We start from the raw sequence: 24458 nt of genomic DNA on the forward strand, positions 1-24458 counted from the left end.
GCCGATGAACGCCACCTCCTCCCTCCCCGCTGCCGCCCTCCCCTGCTTTGGCGAGACCGCGGCGATCCGCTGCGAGCGCGCCGCCGCCGAACTGCGCGCAGGGCGACCGGTGGTGATCACCGAGGGTGACCGCCGCCTCGCCACGATGGCGCTGGACAGCGCCTCGCCGGCCGGCTTCGCCGCGTTCGCGCATGCCGCGGACGACCGCCATTACCTGTTCCTGACCACGCCGCGCGCGCGCACGCTGGGCATCGACAGCGCCCACGGCATCCGCATCGCGCTGGCCGGGCAAGGCTTCGAGGCCCTGGCGGCGCTGGCCTACCTGCGCGACACGCCCTCGCCGGACGGCCTCCCCAGCGAGGGCGACGCCCTGGATGCGGCGGCCGTGGAAGTAGCCCGCCTGGGCCTGCTGCTGCCGGCGCTGGTATCGACCACCCTGCATGCCGGCGACACGGCATTCGACGCTTGCCTGCACCTGGCGCTGGACGACCTGCGCTGCGGCGCCGCCCAGGCCGGCCAGGACTACGAGCTGGTGACCCGCTCGCCGGTGCCGCTGCGCGATGTCGGCATGACCGAGTTCGCGGTGTTCCGCGGCGGGGTGGCGCAGCGCGACCAGGTCGCGGTGATCGTCGGCAACCCCGACCTGCAGGGCGTGGTGCCGGTGCGCGTGCACTCCTCGTGCCTGACCGGCGACCTGTTCGGTTCGCTCAAGTGCGACTGCGGCGACCAGCTGCGGCGCGCCCTGCGCACGCTGAAGGAACTGGGCGGCGGCATCCTGCTGTACCTGGACCAGGAAGGCCGTGGCACCGGCATCGCCGCCAAGATGCGCGCGTATGGCTACCAGCACGAGGGGCTGGACACCATCGACGCCGACGCGCAGCTGGGCTTCGGCGCCGACGAGCGCCGCTACGGCAGCGCCATCGCCATGCTGCGTGGGCTGGGCGTGCAGCGCATCCAGCTGCTGACCAACAACCCCACCAAGGTGCAGCACCTGCGCAATGCCGGCATCGAGGTGCTGGGCAGCATCCCGGTGACCGGCGAGATCACCGCCGAGAACGAGCAGTACCTGCGCACCAAGGCCGCGCGCGCCGGCCACCACCTGGACGTCGACGCGCTGATCATGTCGGCGCAGTAGGCACGGCCGCGGCCCCCGGATGACGGACCTCCCGGGGTGCCTGTATGGTCGCGCCATGATCGAACCACCCGAGCTCCCCGCCCCGCCCTCCACCACCGCCGACTGGCAACCGCTGCCGGCGCGCGGCGCACCGTTCGCCGCGATCGGCGCGGGGCTGGCATCGATGCTGGTGCTGCTGCTGGCCAGCGGCGTGCTGTCGCTGGTGCTGCGCAACCCCTGGTGGCTGCCGAGCGTGCTGGTCGCCGCCGTTGCCGGCCTGCTGGGCGGTGCCTGGATCGGCTGGCGCCGGCATCGCCGCACGTTCTGGCGGCTGGATCCGCAGGCGCTGGGCGTGCGCCGCGGCCACCTGTGGCAGAGCGAGAGCCATGTACCGGTGTCGCGCGTGCAGCACCTGGACCTGCGCCGCGGCCCCCTGCAGCGCGCCGCCAACCTGGCAACGCTGGTCGTGCATACCGCGGGCACGCGGATGAACACCGTCGCCATCGCCGGGCTGGCGCAGGAGGACGCCGAGCACCTGCGCGACCGGCTGGCCCGCCAACTCGACCACGACGACGCGCTGTGAGCATGCCCGACAGCGCGGACGACGCACCGGACCAGCGCCTGCACCCCTGGTCGTGGCTGTTCGAACTGCAGCAGCACCTGCAGCAGTTCCTGCTGCCGCTGGTGGCCCTGCTGTTCTTCGGCAGCCGCCGCCAGGACGGCGAATGGCCGTTCCACCTGGTCACCCTCGCGGTACTGCTGGCCATGACCGGCAGCGCGCTGCTGCAGTACGTGACCTACCGCTACCGGATCGGCAGCGATGCGCTGACCGTGCGCAGTGGCATCCTCGAGCGCACCCGCCGCGAAATCCCGTTCGCGCGCATCCACAACGTGGTGGTCCACCAGAACCTGCTGCACCGCCTGTTCGGCGTGGCCGAGCTGCGGCTGGAGTCGGCCGCCGGCGACAAGCCCGAGGCGCAGATGCGGGTGCTGCGGCTGGCGCAGGCGCTGGAGCTGGAACGCCTCATCCGCCAGCGCGGCGAAAGCGCGCCGGCGGCCGTGGACAGCGGGCCCGCCGCTCCGGCCCCGCTGCTCGAACTGCCGCTGCCGGAACTGGTGCGGCTGGGACTGATCTCCAACCGCGCCCTGGTGGTGGCCGCGGCCGCCTGCGGCGCCATCTGGCAGATGTTCCCGCGCGATGTCGCGGAGGAATTCGTCCGCGACCAGGGCCGGCAGGCGGTCGGCTATGCCAGCCAGCTGCAGCTGGGCGCGGTGCCGCTGGCCGGCACCGTCGCGCTGGTCCTGGTGGCCGGGCTGCTGCTGATGGCGCTGATGTCCATCGCCCTGGCGATCGTGCAGTACCACGGCTTCCGCCTCAGCGAGGCCGAGCGCCGGCTGACCGTCGAACGCGGCCTGCTCAGCCGCTCGCGCAGCAGCGTCGCGCAGCGCCGCATCCAGGCCTGGACCCTGCGCGAAGGCATGCTGCATCGCCTGTTCCGGCGCCGCCAGCTGCGCGTGGACATCGCCAGCGGCGGTGGCCAGGAGCAGCAGGGCCGGGCGCTGAAGGAGCTGGTACCGGTAGCCGCGCCCGCGGCGTGCGACGCATTGCTGCAGCACCTGTTGCCTGCGGTGCAGTGGCCGCCGGCACGATGGCAGGCGGTGTCGATGCGTGGCTGGTGGCGCCTGTGCCTGCCGGCGCTGGTGACCGTTGCCGCGGTGACCGCGCTGGGCTGCCGCCAGTTCGGTGCCTGGGGTCTGCTGCCGCTGCTGTGGCTGCCCTGGTCCGCGCTGCATGCGCACCGCCGGGTCGCGCGCATGGGCTACAGCATCGACTCGCGCCGGGTCGCGATACGCGGTGGCTGGTGGAGCCGCTGGTGGCGGGTGGCCGAGCTGGACAAGCTGCAGGCGCTGCGCCTGGACCGCTCGCCGCTGGACCACTACTTCGGCACCGCCACCCTCACCCTGGATACCGCCGGCGCCTCCGGCTCGCCGCCGCTGCGGCTGCACTTCCTGGAAGCAGCGCACGCGCGCGAACTGATGGAGCAGCTGGGGCAGGAGATGGCGCGGCGCCGGCTGCGCTGGTAAGGGTGCGGCGGAGCCCGGCGCGCTACGACCGCGAAGGCCCCCAGTAGCCCAGCTCGCGGCGGATCTGCAGGCCGCGCCACAGCGCGCCCAGTGGCTTGCGCCCGGGCGTTCCCAGGCGGCCGGCGATGAAGTCCTCGGTGGCGGCGATCACCCGCTCCGCCGAGCGCCCGTCACGATACGGATGGATCGAATCGGCATAGCGGACGATCTCGGCCAGCAAGGCCGGCTCCGCCGACAGTGCGCGCGCCAGCATGTCCGGCAGTTGCCGCGGATCGTCGAAGTCGAGCATGTGCGGCTGCGGCACGCGGTTGCGGAAGGTCACCACCGGCTTGTGCTGGACGACGAACTCCGAAACGATCGACGACGTATCCGAAACCAGCACGTCGGCGGCGCGCTGCGCGGCCATGACCTGTTCGGGCTCGATGAAACGGGCATTGGCGCCGGCCAGCGCGCGGTAACGCTCGAACAGTTCCGGCGCGCACTTGGGGTGCAGGGTCAGCAGCCAGTAGCGCCCGCCCGCGGCGATGTCGGCGGCGATGCTGTCGTACAGGTGCGGGGCGGCACTGAGGCGCTCGGTGAAGGTGGAGCCGAACAGCACCACCGCGCGGTCGCCGGCCGCTGCGCGCAGGGCGGCGGCCTGCCCGCCATCATCGCGGAACAGCGGGTCGAGTTTCGGCCAGCCGGTTTCCTGCACCACGAAGTGGCGCTCGCGCGTGGCCAGTTCCTGGAACGGCCGCGTCGTCGCCGGTCCCTGCGTGCAGTACAGGTCGAACAGGCCGCGCACGCGGAAATGGCCACGGGCATCCTCGCGCTTCTGCACGTTGAAACCATGGAACAGCTGCACCTTGGCCCCGGCCACGAACGGCGGCACCCAGTTGGCCGCGCTGAGCACCGCGCGCGGCCGCATCGCCAGCGCCTGCTGCAGCCCGATCGACGGCACCCCCTCCAGGGTCGCCCCGGCGGCACCGCCCTCGAACCAGGCCGCGACCGCATGGCCGCCCGCGTGCAACGCCTGCGCCAGAGGCGCGAGAATAGGCAGCGCATAGCGCTCCGTCGCAAACAGCAGGTATCCGGCCATCACCATGTCCTCTTCGACCGCTCCCACCGAACGGCCTCGCATCACGGCCTGCATTATCGCGTTCAACGAAGCCGCACGCATCGGCGACTGCCTGGCCTCGCTGGCCTTCTGCGACGAGATCGTGGTGGTGGACTCGTACTCCAGCGACGCCACCGTGGCCATCGCCGAAGCGGCCGGCGCGCGGGTGCTGCAGCGCGCGTTCGACGGATTCCGCAGCCAGAAGGCGTACTGCGTGGAACAGGCCCGCCACGACTGGGTGTTGTGCCTGGACGCCGACGAGCGGATAAGCCCCGAACTGCGGCACGCCATCGAGCAGGCGCGCGACACCGGATTCAACGGCGCGGCCGGCTACCGGTTTGCCCGCCTGTCCGAATATTTCGGCCGGTTCCTGCGCCATGGCAACGCTTACCCCGACCGCGTGCTGCGCCTGTTCGACCGCCGCCGCGGCGGCTGGCGCGGCGCGCGCGAGATCCACGAGGCGGCCACTGTCGATGGCCCGGTGCGCACGCTGCGCGGCGACCTGGTCCACTACCCCTACCGCTCATTCGAGCAGCAGCTGGCCAAGACCCAGCGCTACGCGCGGATGATGGCCGAGCACGAGTTCGCCCGCGGCAAGCGCGCCACCCTGGGCAAGCTGGTGCTGGCGCCGGCGTGGCGCTTCTGGCGCGGCTGGCTGCTGCGCGGCGGCTTCCGCGACGGCTGGCACGGCCTGGTGTACGCCTACGTGCGCGCCAACTACGTGCGGCAGAAGACCATCATGCTGTGGCTGCTGCAGAATGGCCGGAACGTGGCCGATCCGCCGCGCGATCAGCCCTGAACGGGCTGCCGGCGCCCACTCTGGCGCTGCCCGGCCTGGCGCTGCCCGTCCTGCGGGCGGTAGCGCGCGGAGGCCGTCACCAGCGACAGGCCGGCCAGTACCCCCACCAGGGTGGCGTAGGTACTCACGGTTATCTGGTGGGCGAACATCGACTGGGTGACCCCACACAGGAGGTAGGCGACCACCAGCATCACCCCGGCCGCGGCGGGGCCACGGAACCCACCGATGCCGCTGTGGCGGTGCAGGTGGATGAAGATCCACAGCGGCAGGCCGTAGATGCACAGCAGCAACAGCAGGCCCGGGATGCCCTGGGTCGCGCCCCATTCGGCGACGTCGTTGTGCGCGTGCCCCAGATGGCAGCGCGCCTCCACCGCCTGCGGCAGGCGGCACTCCGGCAGGCGCTGCATGGCGGTATCGAACCTGCCGATGCCCACGCCCGTCCACGGGTGCTCGCGGAACGTGTCCCATGCCACCTGCAGCCGCTCCAGGCGTGCGCCGGCCGACGAATCCACATCCCCGGCCTCGATGCGCTGCACGTCGCTGTGCAGCTCGCTCAGGCGGGTCAGCTCGCGCAGCTGCGGGACCGCCAGCACGAGGGTTGCCGCGACCAGCAGCAGCCCGCCCAGCCAGGCCAGGCGCAGGCGCCCGCTGCCACGGCGGATCGACAGCGCCATCGCCACCAGCAGCGCAAGCAGCGCCGGCCATACCCCCCGGCTGCCACTGAGCAGGATCACCGTGCCGCCGGCCGCCATGCCCAGCGCGATCCAGCCCCAGCGCCCGGGCGGGCGGCAGAACACCAGTACGATCATCAGCATCAGGGTGACGTCGGCCAGCACGATGGCGTTGGTCCAGGCCTCGGCCCGCGCCCAGCCATGGGTCACCTGGTAAACAGCGATGGCCAGGGTCGCGAACAGGCCGAACAGCGCGCCCCGCCACAACATTTCCTGGCGGGGACGCAAGGCGTACACCCAGAACAGCACCCAGGGCATGGCCAGAAAGCGGGTAGGGTAGCCCTCGTCCCTGAACATCCCCACCGAATGCAACGACGACACCAGTGCGGAGACCAGCGCCGCCAGGGCCAGGGCCAGCAGCAGGCCGCCGACGACACCGGTGCGCACGCGCCACAGCCGCGAGAACCCCCACGCGCTGGTCGCCAGCAGCACCATGGCGAACGGCAGCACATTGACCGGCGTACTCACCAGCGCCGCCGGCAGCAGGAACAACCCTGCCGAAGCCAGCATGCCCAATGCGTCCGGCCGCTCGAGCGCAGCGGTTTCGGTGTACGTCAGATTGCGTGCCATCCCTGTCACTCTGGGGCCGAGGCCATGAATCATTCCCTACCAGAAACGCTGCCGAACCCTTCCACGGCCCCTGAATCCGTGCATGCGACCCGCGACTTCGGTAACTGGTGGACGATATCACGCCTGTATCATTCGCCTTAACAGGCCGTCCTTCCGGTGATACCTCCCCATGAAACGCATCCTGGTCACCGGCGGCGCCGGCTTCCTCGGTTCGCACCTGTGCGACCGGCTCGTCGGCAACGGCCACGACGTGCTCTGCGTCGACAACTTCTTCACCGGCAGCAAGCGCAACGTCGCGCACCTGCTGGGCAACCCCGGCTTCGAGCTGATGCGCCACGACGTGACGTTCCCGCTCTACGTCGAGGTCGACCGCATCTTCAACCTCGTCTGCCCGGCCTCGCCGGTTCATTACCAGCACGACCCGGTGCAGACCACCAAGACCAGCGTGCACGGGGCGATCAACATGCTGGGCCTGGCCAAGCGCCTGGACGCACGCATCCTGCAGGCGTCCACCAGCGAGGTCTACGGCGACCCGGAAGTACACCCGCAGCAGGAAGGCTATTGGGGCCGGGTCAATCCGATCGGCATGCGCAGCTGCTACGACGAGGGCAAGCGCTGCGCCGAGACGCTGTTCTTCGACTACTTCCGCCAGCACGGGCTTGACATCAAGGTGGTGCGCATCTTCAACACCTACGGCCCGCGCATGCATCCCAGCGACGGCCGGGTGGTCAGCAACTTCATCGTGCAGGCGCTCAAGGGCGAGGACATCACCATCTACGGCGACGGCAGCCAGACCCGCAGCTTCTGCTACGTGGACGACCTGATCGAGGCCATGCTGCGCATGATGGAAAGCGAGCGCGGCTTCACCGGGCCGGTCAACATCGGCAACCCCGGTGAGTTCACCATGCTGGAACTGGCCGAAAAGGTGATCTCGCTGGTCGGCGGCCGCTCCAGGCTGGTGTTCCAGCCGCTGCCGGAGGACGACCCCAGGCAGCGCCAGCCGGACATCGCCCTGGCCCGGTCCAGCCTGGACTGGGAACCGAAAGTGGCGCTGGACGACGGCCTCAGGGAGACCATCGCCTACTTCCGCCAGGTGCTGGCGGCATGAGCACCGCGGCCACCACATTCTCGGTCGTCATCACCAGCTACAACTACCTCCCGTTCGTGGTGGAGGCGGTGGAGAGCGCGCTTGCGCAGACGCGGCCGGCCGCGCAGGTCATCGTCGTCGACGATGGTTCCAGCGACGGCTCGCCGGCGATGCTGCAGCAGCGCTACGGCGCCGATCCGCGGGTGACCCTGCTGTTCGGCGAGAACGCGGGGCAGCTGGCCGCGTTCCAGCGCGGCGTGGCCGCCGCCAGCGCCGACGTGGTCTGTTTCCTGGACGCCGACGACCGCTGGAAACCGCGGTACCTGGAGCAGATCGGCGCGGTCTACGACGCGCGGCGCGATGTCGATTTCGTGTTCAGCGACCTGCAGACCTTCGGCATCGACAACCAGGACATCCTGTACGAGGACAGCAAGAGCCCGATCGATCTGGGCTACACCGCGATCAGCACCTACTTCTTCGTCACCTGGTACGGCGCCCCGACCTCGGCGCTCTCGCTGCGCCGGCGCTGGGCGGACACCGTGCTGGACCTGCCATCCAGCTTCCGCAAACAGTGGAAGCTGTGCGCCGATGCCTGCCTGGTCCACGGCGCCAGCATCCTCGGCGCGCGCAAGTACTACCTGCCCACCGGCTGCGTCGAATACCGGACCCACGGCAGCAACGGCTGGTGGGCGACCCGCCAGCAGCCGGCATCGCTGCACCTCAACGGCCTGCGCAACTACGGGATCGTCCGCCACTACGCCTGGCGCAACGGGCTGGACGACAACTGCTGCGTGCTGAGCAAGACCGAGTACCGCACCAAGCCCGCACCGACGCGCAAGGAACGCAAACGCTACGCGTCGCTGGCACTGCGCGGCGATGCGCCGTGGTGGAAGCGCTACGAGCGCGCGGCCAGCATCCTGTTCGGCCGCAGGCGCGGCCGCTGACGGCCGGCCGCCGGCAGGACAGCGCGCGGGGCGGCCGGGGTCAGGACGCCCCGCGGGGGCGGACGCGCCCGGGCAGGTTGTGCAGGAACCAGCGCACGTCAAGTTTGAGGCGATAGCCCTCCCGGGCCAGCCAGCGCCACGGCCCGACCGGTTCCTTCTCCCCGGTGCGGGCCTGGATGATCGACTCGAAGCTCTCGTCGCTGCTGACCAGCCCCGGCTTCAGGCCCAGGCATTCCACGCCGTGCAGCCAGGCCAGGTCCATGTAGTCGTCGACCGCGACGATCCACTCGTCCGCATGCTCCAGGAACCGCGCCGCCGCCGCCGGGGCCAGGTAGTAGCCGAAGGTACACAGCGGGCTGCGCCAGTAGCGGTGGAGGACGAAACCGCCGACGCGGCACCAGGGCTCGCTGGCCCGGTCGGCGGCATGCAGGCGGAAGTACCCGACATCCTTCGGCAGCTGCCCCAGGTCGGCCAGCAGCGCGGGCAGGCGCGGGTCGATCGCGATGTCGTCCTCCAGCACCAGCATCGGCTGCCCGCTTTCCACGCAGCGTTGCCAGAGCAGGTAGTGGCTGGCCCAGCAGCCGATCTCGCCGGGGCGGAACGGCCTGCCCTTGCGCAGCAGCCGCTTCTTTTCGGCGACATGCGCGAACAGGGGGTGCGGCTGGCGCCCGTTCACCGCCTCGAAAAACTGGAATCGCAGCCCCAGCGCGGCCGCCTGGCGCTGCATCGATGCCCGCCGGTCGGCCGATGCGGGCAGGTTGATGACGTATATCGGCAGTTCGCTGCAGGGCCGAGACATGGGAGGCACTTCTGGATTCGGGAAACGGACTGCGGCACAGCAGGCAACGCCCGCCGGCCTGCGCGTGCGGACCAGGCAACCCCCGCTCCAGCGTCACGCAACTCTGGTTGCCTGGCTGGGCGGGGTTTCACAGGGCCCGCACGCTTTTTCACAAGCATTGCACGGCCACTCGAAAAGGAATGTAAATGCGCGTTCCGTGATGATGAACACATTCAACAAGCCCGGGCCGGGCCCGGCTAGCCGCGCTTCAGTAGCCGCGCATGGAAGAAGCCATCGCCATCCTGTTCACCGGGCAGGCGCTGCCGCGTCCCGGCATCGCCATGGCCAAACGCGTCCGGCAGCGCGTCGATGCGCGCATCGGCCGTCCGCGCCAGGAAGGACGCGATCTGCTGCTGGTTCTCGCGACGCAGGATCGAGCAGGTGGCGTACACCAGCACGCCGCCGGGCGCCACCACCGGCCATAGCGCATCGAGCAGCCGCGCCTGCTGGGCGACCAGCGCGTCGATGTCGGCGGGGCGCCGGTGCAGCAGCACATCGGGCTGGCGACGGACCACGCCGGTGGCCGAACACGGGGCGTCCAGCAGCACCGCGTCGAACGGCTCGCCGTCCCACCATGCGCCGCAATCGGCCGCGTCCGCCGCCCGCACCTGCGCCGACGCACCGACCCCGGTACGGTTGAAGGTCTCGCGGATGCGCTGCAGGCGCCGCGCATCCACGTCCAGCGCCAGCAGCCGCAGGCCGGGATCACGTTCCAGCAGGTGCGCCGCCTTGCCACCCGGGGCGGCGCAGGCGTCCAGTACCCGCGCGCCGCGCGCGGGCGCCAGCGCGTCGGCCACCTGCTGCGCCGACAGGTCCTGCACCGACACCGCGCCCTCGCCGAAACCCGGCAGGCTGGCGACCGGCACCGCGACCGGCAGGCGGATCGCATCGGCGGCCAGGGCCGACCCTTCCGCTTCGATACCGGCCTCGTGCAGCAGGGCGAGATAGGCGTCGCGCGCATGGCGCTGGCGGTTGACCCGCAGCCACAGCGGCGCTGGCCGCAGGCTCGCGGCGAACACCGCCTCGGCCTGCGCCGGCCAGTCGCGGCGCACATGCTCCTGCAGCCAGACCGGCCATGCGTCCTCGGCACGGACCTCGGGGAAACCTTCACGTTGCGCCCGGCGCAGCACCGCGTTGACCAGCCCGGCCTGGCGCTCGCGTCCGAGCGCGCGCGCCGCGTCCACCGTGGCCGACAGCGCCGCATGGGCCGGCAGCTGCAACGCATCGAGCTGCGCGAAGCCGGCCAGCAGCAGCCCCTTCAGGTCGGCATCGCGCGCGCCCAGGGGCTTCTGCAGCCATTGCCGCAGCGCCTGTTCGTAGAGGGCGTGGCGACGCAGCGCGGCGAAACAGATCGCCTCCAGCAGGGCGCGGTCACGGCCATCGTCCAGCTGCGGCAGCATCGCCGCCAGCTCGGCCTTCAACGAACGGCCGCGGCCGGCCACCGCCGCCAGCACCTTGGCCGCCAGCACGCGCGTCTGCACGCCCGGTTGTTGCGCGACGCCGCCCTTCCACGGCCCGGATGCCGAAACCACCATCCGCTCAGCCCTCCACCGGCAGGTCGCGGCGGGCATTGAGGTAGTCGGCGGCGGTGATCGCCTTGCCGCCCTCGCGCTGCACCACGCGCAGGCGCAGGGCACCCTGGCCGCAGGCGATGTCGATGCCCTCGCGGGAGGCGCCGATCACCGTGCCTGGCGCCTTGCCGCGGTTGTCGTCGATGGCCACCGCGCCGTGGATGCGCACGCGCTCGCCGGCCAGCATGGCCTCGGCCACCGGCCACGGGTTGAAGGCGCGCACCCGCCGCGCCAGCGCCGCGGCGTCCTGGCTCCAGTCCAGCCGCGCCTCGGCCTTGTCGAGCTTGTGCGCATAGGTGACCCCGGCCTCGGGCTGCGGCTGCGCCACCGGCTTGAGGCCCGCGCGCAGCAGCCCCAGGCCATCGGACAGCACCCGCGCGCCCATCTCGGCCAGGCGGTCGTGCAGCAGGCCGCCGGTATCGGTGTCGGCGATGGCGGTGTGCTGGCGCAACAGCACCGGCCCGGTATCCAGCCCGGCTTCCATCTGCATCAGGCAGACCCCGGTCTCGCTGTCGCCAGCCTCGATCGCCCGCTGGATCGGCGCCGCGCCACGCCAGCGCGGCAGCAGCGAGGCGTGCACGTTCCAGCAACCATGGGGGGGGATGGCGAGCACCGCCCTGGGCAGGATCAGGCCGTAGGCGACCACGACCATCAGGTCCGGCTGCAGGTCGCGCAGTTGCTGCTGGGCCTCGGGGGTCTTCAGGCTCTCCGGCTGGAACACCGGAATGCCGCGGGCGATGGCATCGAGCTTGACCGGCGACGGCATCAGCCCACGGCCGCGGCCGGCCGGGCGATCGGGCTGGGTGTAGACCGCGACCACCTCGTGGTGGCGCGCGGCCGCGCCGAGCGAGGCGACGGCGAACTCCGGCGTACCGGCAAAAACGATTCTCATGGCAATCCAACTCCCGGAAAGAACGACGGCGCCGGGGTCGGCGCCGTGCGCTGCGCTGGTGCGCGCCCGGCCAGGCCGGGGGCGCGGCTCAGGCGACGTGCTTGCGCTGTTTGGCCAGCTTCTTGCGCACCATCTCGCGCTTGAGCGGCGAGAGGTAATCGATGAACAGCTTGCCGTCCAGGTGGTCCATCTCGTGCTGGATGCAGGTGGCCAGCAGGCCATCGGCCGCCAGTTCCTGCGCCTTGCCCTCGCGGTCGAGGAAACGCACCACGATGCTGTCGGCACGGGTCACGTCGGCATAGATGCCGGGCACCGACAGGCAGCCTTCCTGGTAGACCCGGCCGCCTTCGCTGGCGCTGGCGATCTGCGGGTTGATGAACACCTGCGGCGCGTCGTGCTCCTCGCTGACGTCGATCACCATGAAACGCTTGTGCACGTCCACCTGGCTGGCGGCCAGGCCGATGCCGGGGGCGTCGTACATGGTCTGGAACATGTCGTCGAGCAGTTGCTGGAACGCCGGGGTGGTCACTTCGGCAGGGTCCATCGGGACCGCCTTGGTGCGCAGCCGCGGGTCGGGGAATTCGAGAATGGGCAGGAGGGCCATGGGGTGCACCGGAATGGGGATGCCGCACAATTCGGCAGGACGTCCCAATTCTAGCGCCTGCGCTTGCCCCGCGCCCCGGGTTCTGCACTATAGTGCGCGAACCTGTTGGGGAATCAGGCAGATCGCAGCCATGCTGAAACAAATACGTACGGTCGCCGCCGTCGCGTTGCTGACCGTGACGACCTATGCCGTGGCGGTCGAGACCGGCGCCACCCATCCGGACACCTACGTGGTGCGCAAGGGCGACACGCTCTGGGATATCGCCGCCCGTTTCCTGAAGAAGCCGTGGCTTTGGCCGGAAATCTGGCAGGCCAACCCGCAGGTCAAGAATCCGCACCTGATCTACCCGGGCGACGTGCTGAGCCTGGCCTACCTGGACCGGGTGACGCCGCAGGGCAGCATCCAGCCGGGCAAGCGCGACGAAGCGCCGATCAACGCGATCCCGCTGGCGCAGGTTGAACCGTTCCTGAAGAACCTGACCGTCATGGACAGCTTCAAGCAGCTGCCCTACGTGGTCGGCCTGGAAGACAACCGCATGCGCGCCAGCGCCGGGCAGCAGGCCTATGTGCGCGGCCTGCAGGGCGCGCAGGCCGGCCAGCGCTATGCCGTGCTGCGGCCCACGGTGCGGTATGGCCAGCCCAAGCCCAGCGACGACCTGGACGAGCGCGGCAACGTGACCCCGTTCACCGGCGACCTGTGGCGGAGCTACGTGGCCAGCAGCGACCGCCACGAACTGCTGGGCTACGAGTTGGCCCAGGTCGCCACCGGCACGGTCACCCGCGTCGGCAACGGCGAGCACGAGACCAGCACCCTGCTGCTGCAGGCCAGCGGCCGCGAAGTGCGCGCCGGCGACCGCCTGGTCCCGGTGCAGGCCAGCCCCTACGACCTGCAGTTCGTGCCGCACGCCCCCAGCGCGGCGATCGCGGACGGCCACCTGCGCGTCCTGGCCGTGGCCGACGCCCTCACCTCGGGCGGTCCGCGCGACGTCATCGCCATTTCCGGTGGCGCCCGCGACGGCATCGACAACGGCACCGTGTTCTCGGTCTGGCGCAGTGGCCGCCATGTCACCGACCGCGTGACCGGCATGGCCACGTCGCGCACCGACGACGGGCTCAAGCCCGGTGCTGGCCGCGTGTCGCTGCCGGCCGAGTATGCCGCGCACGCCATGGTGTTCCGCACCTTCGACCGGGTCAGCTATGCGCTGGTGATGGAAGGCACCAAGCCGGCACGCGTGGGTTACGAGCTCAAGCATCCGGACGCGCAGTAGGCGCGGCGTAATCCTATGCAGCAGCACGACGGCGCCCGAGGGCGCCGTCGTCGTTTCCGGGCCAGCATCCGCGCATGCCCGCCTTTCCCGACCCTGCCGGCGCGTGCGCAGACGAAGCCGAGGCGCTGCTGGCGTTGGTGCTGGCCGGCGGCAGCGCCCGGCCGCTGCGCGATCTGCTCGACCACTGCGGCAGCGCACGCCACGCGCTGGCTGCCGGGCGCCCCGCGTGGCAGGCCGCCGGCCTGGACCGGCAGCAGGCGCAGGCGCTGGTCGCGCCGGCACCGGCGCGCATGGCGCAGGCACGTCGCTGGCTGGAGCATCCGCGCCACCACCTGCTCGGCTGGGGCGATGAGGACTACCCGCCCCTGCTGCGGCGTTGCCCGAATCCCCCGCTGGCCCTGTTCATCGATGGCGACCCGGCCTGCCTGTGGCAGCCGGCCATCGCCATCGTCGGCAGCCGCAACCCCAGCGCGGGGGGCCGCGACAACGCCTACGCGTTCGCGCGCGAGCTGTCGGCGGGCGGGTTGGCGATCGGCAGCGGCCTGGCCGCCGGCATCGACGCCGCCGCCCACCGCGCCGCGCTGGATGCCGGCGGTGCCACGTTCGCGGTGATCGGCACCGGCCCGGACCTGGCGTACCCACGCCGCCACGCCCCGCTCCAGGAGCAGGTCGCCGCGACCGGAGCAGTGGTCAGCGAGTACCCACCCGGCACGCCACCGCGCAACGGCCAGTTTCCCGCCCGCAACCGGCTGCTCGCCGCGCTGTGCCTGGGCACGGTGGTGGTCGAAGCCGCCGCGCGCTCCGGCGCGCTGATCACCGCGCGGCTGGCGGCCGAAGCCGGTCGTGAAGTGTTCGCGGTGCCCGGATCGATCGGCAACGCCATGGCGTGCGGCTGCCATCGCCTGATACGCGACGGTGCAATCCTGGTGACACAACCGGCGGACATTATGGAAGGCGTGGCCAATCTGGCCGGCGAACTGGCGGGCGCCTTGCAAAACCGGTTGCTGACCCCCATTCCTGAGGCCCCGGGCAGCCCTTGCCCGGCCCCCACCCCACCGGACCCGGACTACCAGCGCTTGTGGAATGCGCTGGGCTACGACCCAACCGGTATGGATTCGTTGATCAGGCGCACTGGATTGACGGCCAGCAGGCTGTCATCCATGCTGCTGGTCATGGAACTGGAAGGGAAGGTGTCGTCCGCATACGGCTGCTACACCCGCACCTGAGGTTCCTTCACCTCCACAGCGCCGCATGGCGCAGGCCGAGGCAATGAAAGAGAGCATCCTGGACGTCCTGCTGTATCTGTTCGAACACTATTTCAGCGAGGACGCCGATCTCATCCGAGACCGCGACTCCCTGCAGAACGGCCTGATCCAGGCCGGTTTCAGCCCCACCGAGATCAGCAAGGCCTTCGACTGGCTCGATGCCCTGGCCGAGCAGCGCCCGGCCGTGGGCCAGGCGCGGGTGGACGGGCCGGTACGCATCTTCCATGGCCCGGAGCTGGACAAGCTGGACGTGGAGAGCCGCGGGTTCCTGCTGTTCCTGGAACAGCACGGCATCCTCGATGCCGACCAGCGCGAACTGGTGCTGGACCGGGCGATGGCACTGGACCAGGACGAACTGGACCTGGACGACCTCAAGTGGGTGGTGCTGATGGTGCTGTTCAACCAGCCGGGCGCGGAAGCCGCCTATGCGTGGATGGAAACGCAGATGTTCGTCGACGAGCCCGAGCCGCTGCACTGAGGATCGACGGCGTGGCGCATCGCGCGCCACCGTGAGCGCCCGCGCGGCGCTGACGACCCCGCCGCCCGACTCCTGGCGGCCCGCCGGTGCCGGCGCGGGTAGCGGAAAGGACATCCCCGCGCGCCACGACGCGCCCCACCCTGGACAGCCACAAGGAGTCCCCCGTGAGCCAGTGGTTCTATGCCGAGGGCAACCGCGAACGCCGCGGCCCCCTGCCCGCAGCGAGCATCGTCGAGCTGTTCCGCTCCAACCGCATCGCCGGCGACACCCTGGTCTGGCGCGAGGGCGCCAGCGACTGGCGGCCACTGGCCGACTTCGCCGCCGAGCTCGGCCTGGACATGCCCGCGGGCCAATCCTCCGGGCCGCCGCTGCCACCGCCGGTGCAACAGGCATATATCATCGCTCCGGCGCCGCCACGGCCCGGACTGTCCGGGTGCGCCGTGGCCGGCATCGTCGCCGCGGTTGCGGGCGTCGCGCTGCTGGCGATCGGCGGCATTCTGGCCGCCATCGCCATACCCGCCTACAACAGCTACCTGACCCGCGCGAAGGTGACCGCGGCGTGGGCGCAGCTGCAGCCACTCACCCAGGACGTGGCGCGGTTCGCCAGCGCCAGCGGCCACTGCCCGGTCAACGGTGACAGCGGCTTCGACAGCCCGGAAAGCTACGCCGCCGGCGATGTCGCAAGCGCGCGCATCGGCCGTTTCGAGAACGGCCACTGCGGCGTGGAGGCGCGTTTCCAGGTGCCCGGCAGGCAGGCGCTTGACGGCAAGCACCTCTGGCTCGACTACGATACGCAGACCGCCACCTGGACATGCCGGTCCGACGTGGCGGACCAACATCTGCCAGCCCAGTGCCGCGGCTGAGCCGGGACGCACACACTTCACAGGGGAATATTGATGAGTCAGTGGTATTACGCCGATGCGCAGCGCGAGCGGCATGGGCCGGTCGAAGCCGACGTGCTGCGCGACAAGTTCCGCAGGAACGAGCTGGACCTGGGCAGCCTGGTCTGGCGCGAAGGCATGTCGCAGTGGCAGCCGCTTTCGGCGATGGCCGAGGAACTGCAGCTGCTGGTACCGGCGGCCGCCGGGGCCGGCATCGACCTGCGCGCGGACTACCAGGCGATCGAGGACGGCAGCGCCGTCGCCAAGGCCAGTGCGGCGGCCCAGTCGCCCTATGCCGCGCCCACCAGCGCCGCCACCGGCGAAGCGGTGGTCGGCGGCGGCGAGATCGTCTACGCCGGCTTCTGGAAGCGCGTGGCGGCCTATTTCATCGACAGCCTGGTCGTGGGCATCGTCGGCGGCGTGATCGCGATGGTCATCGGCATGGTGCTGGGCATCGGTATGGCCGGCATCGGCGGCGGCAGCGACGCCATGGGCGCGGGCTTCATCGCGATCCAGCTGCTGACCAACCTGGTCTCCATCGGCCTGGCCGCCGCCTACTACGCGGTCTTCCATGCCTCGTCCGGCAAGGCCACCCTGGGCAAGATGGCGGTGGGCATCAAGGTGGTGCGCAGCAACGGCGAGCGGATCACCATCGCCCGCGGCATCGGCCGCTACTTCGCGGCCATGCTCAGCGGCCTGATCCTGTGCATCGGCTACCTGATGGCCGCCTTCACCGAGCGCAAGCAGAGCCTGCACGACATGATCTGCGACACCCTGGTGGTGGACAAATGGGCCTTCACCGACCACCCGGAGTGGCAGCAGCGCGGGCTGGGCACGGTGACCATCGTGATCCTGTCGCTGTTCGGCGTGATGGTGCTGGTGGGCCTCGTCGCGCTGCTGGCGATCATCGGCATCGCCGCCTCCAGCTTCAGCTGAGTCACATGCCGCCGCTTGACAACGGCGGCCTCTCCGTGATTTCTCTGGACAAGGAAAGCTGAACGCCCGGGCCCTGCCCGGGCGTTGCGCATCTCCGCATCGGCCCCGCGGCTTCACTATCGGGCGCGTTTGCGCCACCCTAGCGCCCCCCACCGGGCCCCGCCCTCCCCGCAAGAACCCACTGACATGCCCAAGCACCTGCTCATCGTCGAATCGCCCGCCAAGGCCAAGACGATCAACAAATACCTCGGCAAGGACTTCACCGTCCTGGCCTCGTATGGGCACGTGCGCGACCTGGTCCCGAAGGAAGGCGCGGTCGATCCGGACCACGGCTTCGCGATGCGCTACGACCTGATCGAGAAGAACGAGAAGCACGTCGAGGCCATCGCCAAGGCCGCCAAGGGCGCCGACGACATCTTCCTGGCGACCGACCCGGACCGCGAGGGCGAGGCCATCAGCTGGCACATCGCCGAGATCCTGAAGGAACGCGGGCTGCTGAAGGACAAGTCGATGCAGCGCGTGGTCTTCACCGAGATCACCCCACGCGCGATCAAGGAGGCGATGGCGCAGCCGCGCGCCATCGCCGACAACCTGGTCGACGCCCAGCAGGCGCGGCGCGCGCTGGACTACCTGGTCGGCTTCAACCTCTCCCCGGTGCTGTGGCGCAAGGTGCAGCGCGGCCTGTCCGCCGGCCGCGTGCAGAGCCCGGCGCTGCGCATGATCGTCGAGCGCGAAGAGGAGATCGAGGCGTTCAAGGCGCGCGAGTACTGGTCGATCCAGGCCGACTGCGCGCATCCGACCCAGCATTTCTCGGCCAAGCTGATCAAGCTGGACGGGCAGAAGTTCGAGCAGTTCACCATCACCGACGGCGACACCGCCGAGGCCGCGCGCCTGCGCATCCAGCAGGCCGCGCAGGGCCGCCTGCACGTCACCGACGTCGCCAGCAAGGAGCGCAAGCGCCGCCCGGCGCCGCCGTTCACCACCTCCACCCTGCAGCAGGAAGCCTCGCGCAAGCTCGGCTTCACCACGCGCAAGACCATGCAGGTGGCGCAGAAGCTGTACGAAGGCGTGGCGATCGGCGAAGAAGGCACCGTCGGCCTGATCTCCTACATGCGTACCGACTCGGTGAACCTGTCGCAGGACGCGCTGGTCGAGATCCGCGACGTGATCGCCCGCGACTACGGCACCGCCTCGCTGCCGGACAAGCCCAACACCTACACCACCAAGAGCAAGAACGCCCAGGAAGCGCACGAAGCGGTGCGCCCGACCTCGGCGCTGCGCACACCGGCGCAGGTGGCCAGGTTCCTGACCGACGACGAGCGCCGGCTGTACGAGCTGATCTGGAAGCGCGCCGTGGCCTGCCAGATGATCCCGGCCACGCTCAACACGGTCAGCGTCGACCTGTCCGCCGGCAGCGAACACGTGTTCCGCGCCAGCGGCACCACCGTGGTGGTGCCCGGCTTCCTGGCCGTCTACGAGGAAGGCAAGGACAGCAGGAATGCCGAGGACGAGGACGAAGGCCGCAAGCTGCCGGCGATGAAACCCGGCGACAACGTGCCGCTGGAACGCATCGGCGCCGAACAGCATTTCACCCAGCCGCCGCCGCGCTTCACCGAAGCGGCGCTGGTCAAGGCACTGGAGGAATACGGCATCGGCCGCCCCTCGACCTACGCCTCGATCATCCAGACCCTGCTGTTCCGCAAGTACACCGAGATGGAAGGCCGCAGCTTCAAGCCCACCGACGTCGGCCGCGCGGTCAGCAAGTTCCTGTCCAGCCACTTCACCCGCTACGTCGACTACGACTTCACCGCCCGGCTCGAGGACGAGCTGGACGCGGTGTCGCGCGGCGAGGAGGAATGGGTGCCGCTGATGGAGCGCTTCTGGGGCCCGTTCAAGGAGCTGGTCAGCGACAAGAGCGAATCGCTGGACCGCACCGATGCGGGCAGCGCGCGCGTGCTCGGCACCGACCCGGGCAGCGGCAAGGAAGTGAGCGCGCGCATCGGCCGCTTCGGGCCGATGGTGCAGATCGGCACCGTCGAGGACGAGGAGAAGCCGAAGTTCGCCTCGCTGCAGCCCGGCCAGAGCATTTACTCCATCTCGCTGGAGGACGCGCTGAAGCTGTTCGACATGCCGCGCAGGCTCGGCGCCGACGCCAATGGCGAGGAAGTGAGCGTGGGCATCGGCCGCTTCGGCCCGTTCGCCAAGCGCGGCAGCACCTATGCCTCGCTGAAGAAGGAGGACGATCCGTACAAGATCGACCTGGCGCGCGCGCTGTTCCTGATCGAGGAAAAGGAAGAGATCGCCCGCAACCGCATCATCAAGGAGTTCGAGGGTTCGGACATCCAGGTGCTCAACGGCCGTTTCGGGCCCTACATCAGCGACGGCACCCTCAATGGCAAGATCCCCAAGGACCGCGAGCCGGCCTCGCTGACCCTGGCCGAGGTCCAGCAGCTGATGGCCGAGACCGGCAAGCCGGCACGCAAGGGCTTCGGCGCGAAGAAGGCCGCGGCCAAGAAGGCCGCCGTCAAGAAGACCACGGTGAAGAAGGACGCCGCGCCGAAGACGCCGGCCACCAAGAAGGCACCGGCCAGGAAGGCGGCGGCCAAGAAGGCCACGGCCACCAAGAGCACGGCGAAGAAGGCCGTCAAGAAAGCCGTGGTGAAGGCCGCGGGCAAACCGGCGGCCGACGACGCGCCGCCGTTCTGAGCGCCGTCTCGCCCTGCCGCCCCGGCAGGGGGATAATCGCGTACCCGTACCAGGCCGCCCACGGGCGGTCTGGCGCGTCTGGCCTCCCTGCGTTCCCGCGGCCACCGCCGCGGTAGCCAACGGTACCCCGATGATTGAATTCGATCTGCAGAACGTGGTCCCGGCGCTGCGCGCCGGAAGCGTCATCGCCTATCCGACCGAAGCGGTCTGGGGCCTGGGCTGCGACCCGGCCAACGAAACGGCGGTGATGAAACTGCTGGCGCTCAAGCAGCGACCGGTCGAGAAGGGCATGATCCTGGTCGCCGCCGACGTGACGCAGCTGCAAGGCTGGGTACGGCTGGACGCGCTGGCCGACGACCGCCGCCAGGCGGTGCTGGACAGCTGGCCCGGGGCCCATACCTGGATCGTGCCGGCCGGGCCGCTCGCCCCGCGCTGGATCACCGGCGAACACAGCGGCATCGCGGTGCGGGTCAGTGCGCATCCGCAGGTACGCGCCCTGTGCCAGGCCTGGGGCGGCCCGCTGGTCTCGACCAGCGCCAACCTCGCCGGGCAGCCGCCGGCACGCGCCCGCGACCAGCTCGACCCGGCCCTGCTGGCGCAGCTCGACGGGCTGCTCGATGGCGCCACCGGCGGGCTGGCGCAGCCCACCCGCATCCGCGTCGCCGCCACCGGCCAGGTGCTGCGCGAGTAAGCCACCCGGCGCGGGGGCCCGGGGGTGGCAGGCGCCCGCCACCCCGGCCGGAAACGCACGCCTACCCGCGGTCCGCCAGATGCGGCACCATGGCCGCATGCGCGTCCGCCTGCTCCTGCCCGGGTTCCTGGGCCTGCTGCCCGCCATGGCGATGGCCGCCGAGCCGCCGCCGGCCGACAGCGTGCGCATTTACCGCTGCGTGGCTGCCAATGGCGCGGTCACGCTGCAGGACGCCCCCTGCGCCGGTACGCATCGGCAGCAGGTGCTGGACATGCAGCGCCCCCAGGATCCACCGCCGCGGCCGGCGGTGGCGCCCGCCACTGCGCCCGCGCCACCGCCACCGGAGCGCGAAGTGCGCATCGTCACCGTGCAGCCGCCGCAGCCCCTGTACGAGTGCATCGCGCCGGATGGCGGGCGCTACACCAGCGAAGACGGTCTCGGCACGCCGCGCTGGGTGCCGCTGTGGGTCGGCGGCTACCACCCGCCCGGGCGCATCGGCACCGCGCCACCGGCTTCCGGTGGCGGCATGGTCGCGGGCGGACGGCCCGGCCACGGCCACCCGCACCCCGGCGGCGCCGTCATCGCCAGCGGCACCTGGGTCCGCGATGTCTGTCACCCGCTGCCACAACAGGAAGTGTGCGCGCGCCTGCGCGACCGTCGCTGGGAACTGGTGCGCCGCTACAACAGCGCGCTGCAGAGCGAACGCCAGGCCCTGACCCGCGAACAGCGCGGCATCGAGGCACGGCTGGACCGCGATTGCGGCGGCCATTGACGCCGCCGGCGCGGCTCAGAACCCGTAGCGCAGGAAGCCACCGTCCACCGCGATGCACTCGCCGGTGACATAGCTCGACGCCGGCAGGCACAGGAAGCCGACCGCCGCGGCCACTTCCTCCGGCTCGCCGATGCGGCGCATCGGCGTGCGCGCGATCACTTCGTCGTAGTAGTCGGCGTCGGACAGCGGCCCGGAGGTGCGCCGGGTGCGGATATACCACGGCGCCACCGAGTTCACCCGGATGCCGTCCTCGGCCCATTCGCAGGCGAGGTTGCGGGTCATCTGCTGCAGCGCCGCCTTGGTCATGCCGTAGACCACGCCACTGCGCACGTGGGTGATGCCGGACACGCTGCCGACGTTGACGATGGCCGACGCGGCGTGGCGGGTGAGCAGCGGGTAGGCATAGCGCGACAGCTCGAACGCCGAGAACAGGTTGGTCTCGAAAATCCCGCGCCACTCGTCCTCGCTGTAGTCGTTGGCCGGCTTGGTGATGTTGCCGCCGGCGTTGTTGACCAGCAGGTTCAGCCCGCCATGGTCTTCGACCCAGTCCAGGATCGCCTGGCGGTCCTCGTCGTCGGCGACGTCGGCGGACAGGCCGTGGATGGCGCGGCCGGGGAATTCGTCGGCCAGGTCGTCGCGCGCCTGCGCCAGCGCGTCGGCATCGCGCGCCACCAGCAACAGGTCGGCGCCGAATCCAAGCAGTTCGCGCGCGATGGCCAGGCCGATGCCGGCGCTGGCGCCGGTGATCAGTGCGGTCTGTCCGTCCAGCCGCCAGCGGTTCGTGTTCATGGGTGAAGGATACCGCCGCGCCGGCCGCGGGTCAGGTTGCGGCCGTGGCGGTGTGTCACGATGGACGCCTGCCCGCACAGGAGCACGCCGATGGACATCCGTCATTGCCTGCTGCCGATGGCCCTGGCCCTGCTGGCCGGTTGCGGCAGGCCGCAGCCGCCGGAAACCGAGCGCCGGCCCGATCCCCAGGCCGCGGCGCCGCACCGCGATGGCCTGCCCGCGCGGACGCCGGCCGGCGGCACCGCTGCCGATACGGTCGCGGCTGCCGGGGCACGGATGCATGCACGGCCGGTCGGACGCGCACCGTAGCCACGCGCGCACCCCACGGTTGAAACGACAACGCCGCCCGGGGGCGGCGTTGCCAGGTCACGCGTTGGCGGCGCTTACAGACCGCAGAAGCAGTAGGCCAGTGCCTTGACCGGCGCGCCGTTGCGGTCCTTCACCGCATCCTCGACGAAGCGCAGCTGCGCGTCCATTTCCGGCAGGGTGCGCGCCAGCATCAACCGCGCCAGGCTGGAATCGGACAGCATCCAGGCGCCGGCGCGGCTGCCGGCGAAGCCGGTCATGAACTGCGCGAACGGCGTGGCCGCCTTCTCGATGTAGTTCACCCGGTACTTGTCCGGCTCGCCGAGCTTGGCACGCCCGGCGGCATCGGCGATCGCGGCCTTGAGGCCACCGAACGCGTCCACCAGCCCGCGTTCCTTGGCCTGCGCACCGCTCCACACGCGGCCACGCGCGACCTCGTCGATGGCATCCACGTCGCGGTCGCGCGCCTGCGCCACCTTGCCGGTGAAGTCGGCGTAGCCCTTGTCGATGACCGACTGCACCACGCGACCCACCGCCGGATCCATCGGCCGGGTGACGTCGAACGCGCCGGCGAAACGGGTGGTACCCACGCCATCGGTATGCACGCCGATCTTGTCCAGGCTGCGCGCGAAGTTGGGAATCATGCCGAAGATGCCGATCGAACCGGTGATGGTCGATTCGTCGGCGTAGATGCGGTCGGCGTTCATGCTGATCCAGTAGCCACCGGACGCGGCCAGGTCGCCCATCGACACCACCACCGGCTTGCCGGCGGCCTTGAGCGCCTCGACCTCGCGACGGATCTGCTCGGAGGCGAAGACTTCGCCGCCCGGGGAATCCACGCGCAGCACCACCGCCTTGACGTCGTCGTCGTCGCGCGCGGCGCGCAGCAGCGCCGAGGTGGAGACGCCGCCAACGCGGCCGGCCGGCAGGTCGCCGCCGGCGATCTCGCCCTCGGCCACCACCACCGCCACCTGCGGACGGTGATCGATCGGCGAGCGGCGCGCATCGACCTGGGTCAGGTAGTCGCCCAGCGCGATCTGGCGGAAGCCGCCCTCGGCGTCGCTGTCGGCCACGCCACGCTGGGTGAGCAGCGTTTCCACTTCCTCGCGGGTCTTGAGCCCGTCCACCAGCTTCTGCTGCAGGGCGAAGCGCGCCAGGTCGCCACCGGCGGCGGCGATGCCCTCGGGCAGGGTGTCGATGCCGGCGGCCAGCTGCGCGGCGTCGAGCTTGCGCGCCTTGGCGATGTCGCCCAGGTAGCGCTGCCACACGTCGTTCATCCAGAACAGGTCGGCTTCCTTGGCCTGCGGCGAGGCGGCATCGAGCACGTAGGGCTCGGCGGCCGACTTATACTCACCCACCTTGAACAGGTGCACGTCCACGCCCAGCTTGTCCTGCAGGCCGCTGCGGAAGTACTGGCGGTAGCGGCCCAGCCCCTCGAGCAGCAGGCTGCCCATCGGGTCCAGGTAGACCTCGTCGGCCTGCGCGGCCAACAGGTACTGTGACTGGTTCATGTTCTCGCTGAAGGCCACCAGCTGCTTGCCGGAGGCGCGCAGTTCCTGCAGCGCGGCGGCCACTTCGCGCATCGAGGCGAAGCCGGAGGGCTGCAGCTTGTCCAGCTCCAGCACCACGCGTTCGATCTTCTTGTCGTCGCGCGCGGCCTCGATGGCGCGGATCAGGTCGCGCAGCTGGATCTCCTCGGCGTTGTTGTCGCCCACCGCCTTAGCCAGCGCGCGGCTCACCGGATCGGTGCTGTACTGCTCGACCAGCCGGCCTTCCGGGGCGATCACCAGAGTGGTGCGGTCCTGCAGGATCTTGGCCGACGATGCGCCCTTGCCCATCGCCACCATCATCACGATCAGCACTAGGAACAGCAGGCCGAAGAACACGAGGTTGAGGATCAGCCGCCGGGTGAAGTTCATCACGTCCCACAGCCCGACGAAAAAGCGGGCGATGGGGTTGCGGCGAGGCAGCGGTGGGGGATTCATGGACGCTCCGGAAGGGGCTTGTTGCAAAGCAGGATACCCATAACCGGCGGA

Annotated in this window: 23 protein-coding genes; 15 read left to right on the forward strand and 8 right to left on the reverse strand. The window is 70.6% G+C overall.

The genetic code is table 11. The annotated features are described in order from the left end of the window. The first annotated feature begins 4 nt into the window (after positions 1-4). From ribA to AC06E6_RS10215, 3 genes are read left to right on the forward strand one after another with little or no spacing between them, the layout of a single operon-like run. On the forward strand, positions 5-1135 hold the full coding sequence (gene ribA, locus AC06E6_RS10205; RefSeq protein ID WP_478061210.1) for a GTP cyclohydrolase II RibA: 1131 nt from the start codon (positions 5-7) through the stop codon (positions 1133-1135). Between the two features lie 55 nt (positions 1136-1190). Next, positions 1191-1697: a PH domain-containing protein gene (locus AC06E6_RS10210; RefSeq protein WP_478061211.1), complete on the forward strand. Its 507-nt coding sequence runs from the start codon at positions 1191-1193 to the stop codon at positions 1695-1697. 2 nt (positions 1698-1699) lie between these two features. Further along, positions 1700-3199: a PH domain-containing protein gene (locus AC06E6_RS10215; protein ID WP_478061212.1), complete on the forward strand. Its 1500-nt coding sequence runs from the start codon at positions 1700-1702 to the stop codon at positions 3197-3199. Between the two features lie 22 nt (positions 3200-3221). On the opposite strand, the gene AC06E6_RS10220 is transcribed toward AC06E6_RS10215, so the two are convergent. Then, entirely contained in the window at positions 3222-4280 is a 1059-nt protein-coding gene (locus AC06E6_RS10220; RefSeq protein WP_478061273.1) for a CDP-glycerol glycerophosphotransferase family protein, read from the reverse strand. A gap of 1 nt (position 4281) precedes the next feature. Between AC06E6_RS10220 and AC06E6_RS10225 the strand changes: the two genes are divergently transcribed. Next, the gene (locus AC06E6_RS10225; RefSeq protein WP_478061213.1) at positions 4282-5094 is read left to right on the forward strand and encodes a glycosyltransferase family 2 protein; all 813 of its coding nucleotides are present in this window, start codon (positions 4282-4284) and stop codon (positions 5092-5094) included. Here the strand turns inward: AC06E6_RS10225 and AC06E6_RS10230 are convergent. Further along, positions 5085-6335 (reverse strand): O-antigen ligase family protein, encoded by a 1251-nt coding sequence (locus tag AC06E6_RS10230; protein ID WP_478061275.1) that lies wholly within the window; start codon positions 6333-6335, stop codon positions 5085-5087. The genes AC06E6_RS10225 and AC06E6_RS10230 overlap by 10 nt on opposite strands. Before the next feature lie 229 nt (positions 6336-6564). Between AC06E6_RS10230 and AC06E6_RS10235 the strand changes: the two genes are divergently transcribed. Next, positions 6565-7503 carry a UDP-glucuronic acid decarboxylase family protein gene (locus tag AC06E6_RS10235; RefSeq protein ID WP_478061214.1) on the forward strand — a complete coding sequence of 313 codons (939 nt, stop codon included), beginning with the start codon at positions 6565-6567 and terminating at the stop codon, positions 7501-7503. After that, positions 7500-8426 carry a glycosyltransferase family 2 protein gene (locus tag AC06E6_RS10240; protein ID WP_478061215.1) on the forward strand — a complete coding sequence of 309 codons (927 nt, stop codon included), beginning with the start codon at positions 7500-7502 and terminating at the stop codon, positions 8424-8426. Before AC06E6_RS10235 ends, AC06E6_RS10240 begins: the two co-directional genes overlap by 4 nt. Positions 8427-8466: 40 nt before the next feature. On the opposite strand, the gene AC06E6_RS10245 is transcribed toward AC06E6_RS10240, so the two are convergent. The 4 genes from AC06E6_RS10245 to def all read right to left on the reverse strand — a co-directional run bounded on the left by AC06E6_RS10245 (position 8467) and on the right by def (position 12331). After that, positions 8467-9225 (reverse strand): glycosyltransferase family 25 protein, encoded by a 759-nt coding sequence (locus AC06E6_RS10245; RefSeq protein WP_478061216.1) that lies wholly within the window; start codon positions 9223-9225, stop codon positions 8467-8469. 236 nt (positions 9226-9461) lie between these two features. Next, positions 9462-10799 (reverse strand): 16S rRNA (cytosine(967)-C(5))-methyltransferase RsmB, encoded by a 1338-nt coding sequence (gene rsmB, locus AC06E6_RS10250; RefSeq protein ID WP_478061217.1) that lies wholly within the window; start codon positions 10797-10799, stop codon positions 9462-9464. Positions 10800-10803: 4 nt separating this feature from the next. Next, positions 10804-11727 carry a methionyl-tRNA formyltransferase gene (fmt, locus tag AC06E6_RS10255; RefSeq protein ID WP_161614169.1) on the reverse strand — a complete coding sequence of 308 codons (924 nt, stop codon included), beginning with the start codon at positions 11725-11727 and terminating at the stop codon, positions 10804-10806. An 88-nt stretch (positions 11728-11815) separates the two neighbouring features. Beyond that, entirely contained in the window at positions 11816-12331 is a 516-nt protein-coding gene (gene def / locus AC06E6_RS10260) for a peptide deformylase (RefSeq protein ID WP_478061218.1), read from the reverse strand. A gap of 130 nt (positions 12332-12461) precedes the next feature. Between def and AC06E6_RS10265 the strand changes: the two genes are divergently transcribed. The 8 genes from AC06E6_RS10265 to AC06E6_RS10300 all read left to right on the forward strand — a co-directional run bounded on the left by AC06E6_RS10265 (position 12462) and on the right by AC06E6_RS10300 (position 21327). After that, positions 12462-13598, forward strand: coding sequence for a LysM peptidoglycan-binding domain-containing protein (locus AC06E6_RS10265; RefSeq protein ID WP_161614167.1), 1137 nt, complete (start codon positions 12462-12464; stop codon positions 13596-13598). Between the two features lie 74 nt (positions 13599-13672). After that, positions 13673-14824 carry a DNA-processing protein DprA gene (dprA, locus tag AC06E6_RS10270; RefSeq protein WP_161614166.1) on the forward strand — a complete coding sequence of 384 codons (1152 nt, stop codon included), beginning with the start codon at positions 13673-13675 and terminating at the stop codon, positions 14822-14824. A gap of 43 nt (positions 14825-14867) precedes the next feature. Then, positions 14868-15341 carry a DUF494 family protein gene (locus AC06E6_RS10275; protein WP_054668528.1) on the forward strand — a complete coding sequence of 158 codons (474 nt, stop codon included), beginning with the start codon at positions 14868-14870 and terminating at the stop codon, positions 15339-15341. A gap of 164 nt (positions 15342-15505) precedes the next feature. Continuing rightward, entirely contained in the window at positions 15506-16204 is a 699-nt protein-coding gene (locus AC06E6_RS10280) for a pilin (protein ID WP_161614165.1), read from the forward strand. A 33-nt stretch (positions 16205-16237) separates the two neighbouring features. Beyond that, entirely contained in the window at positions 16238-17158 is a 921-nt protein-coding gene (locus AC06E6_RS10285; RefSeq protein ID WP_478061219.1) for an RDD family protein, read from the forward strand. Positions 17159-17344: 186 nt separating this feature from the next. Then, positions 17345-19864 (forward strand): DNA topoisomerase I, encoded by a 2520-nt coding sequence (locus AC06E6_RS10290; RefSeq protein ID WP_478061220.1) that lies wholly within the window; start codon positions 17345-17347, stop codon positions 19862-19864. A gap of 130 nt (positions 19865-19994) precedes the next feature. Next, positions 19995-20555 (forward strand): L-threonylcarbamoyladenylate synthase type 1 TsaC, encoded by a 561-nt coding sequence (gene tsaC, locus AC06E6_RS10295; protein WP_478061221.1) that lies wholly within the window; start codon positions 19995-19997, stop codon positions 20553-20555. Between the two features lie 97 nt (positions 20556-20652). Next, positions 20653-21327 carry a DUF4124 domain-containing protein gene (locus AC06E6_RS10300; protein WP_478061222.1) on the forward strand — a complete coding sequence of 225 codons (675 nt, stop codon included), beginning with the start codon at positions 20653-20655 and terminating at the stop codon, positions 21325-21327. 15 nt (positions 21328-21342) lie between these two features. Here AC06E6_RS10300 and AC06E6_RS10305 read toward each other — a convergent pair whose 3' ends face one another. Then, positions 21343-22116, reverse strand: a complete 774-nt coding sequence (locus AC06E6_RS10305) for an SDR family oxidoreductase (RefSeq protein WP_104937836.1) — start codon at positions 22114-22116, stop codon at positions 21343-21345. 90 nt (positions 22117-22206) lie between these two features. On the opposite strand from AC06E6_RS10305, the gene AC06E6_RS10310 reads away from it, so the two are divergent. Next, complete coding sequence (locus tag AC06E6_RS10310) at positions 22207-22425, forward strand: hypothetical protein (RefSeq protein ID WP_313232231.1); 219 nt, start codon at positions 22207-22209, stop codon at positions 22423-22425. 74 nt (positions 22426-22499) lie between these two features. Here the strand turns inward: AC06E6_RS10310 and sppA are convergent, their stop codons facing one another. Further along, positions 22500-24407, reverse strand: a complete 1908-nt coding sequence (gene sppA, locus AC06E6_RS10315; RefSeq protein ID WP_240212859.1) for a signal peptide peptidase SppA — start codon at positions 24405-24407, stop codon at positions 22500-22502. Between the last annotated feature and the right edge of the window lie 51 nt (positions 24408-24458).

This window comes from Stenotrophomonas sp. Steno-Z10-HUANG (genome assembly GCF_056393075.1).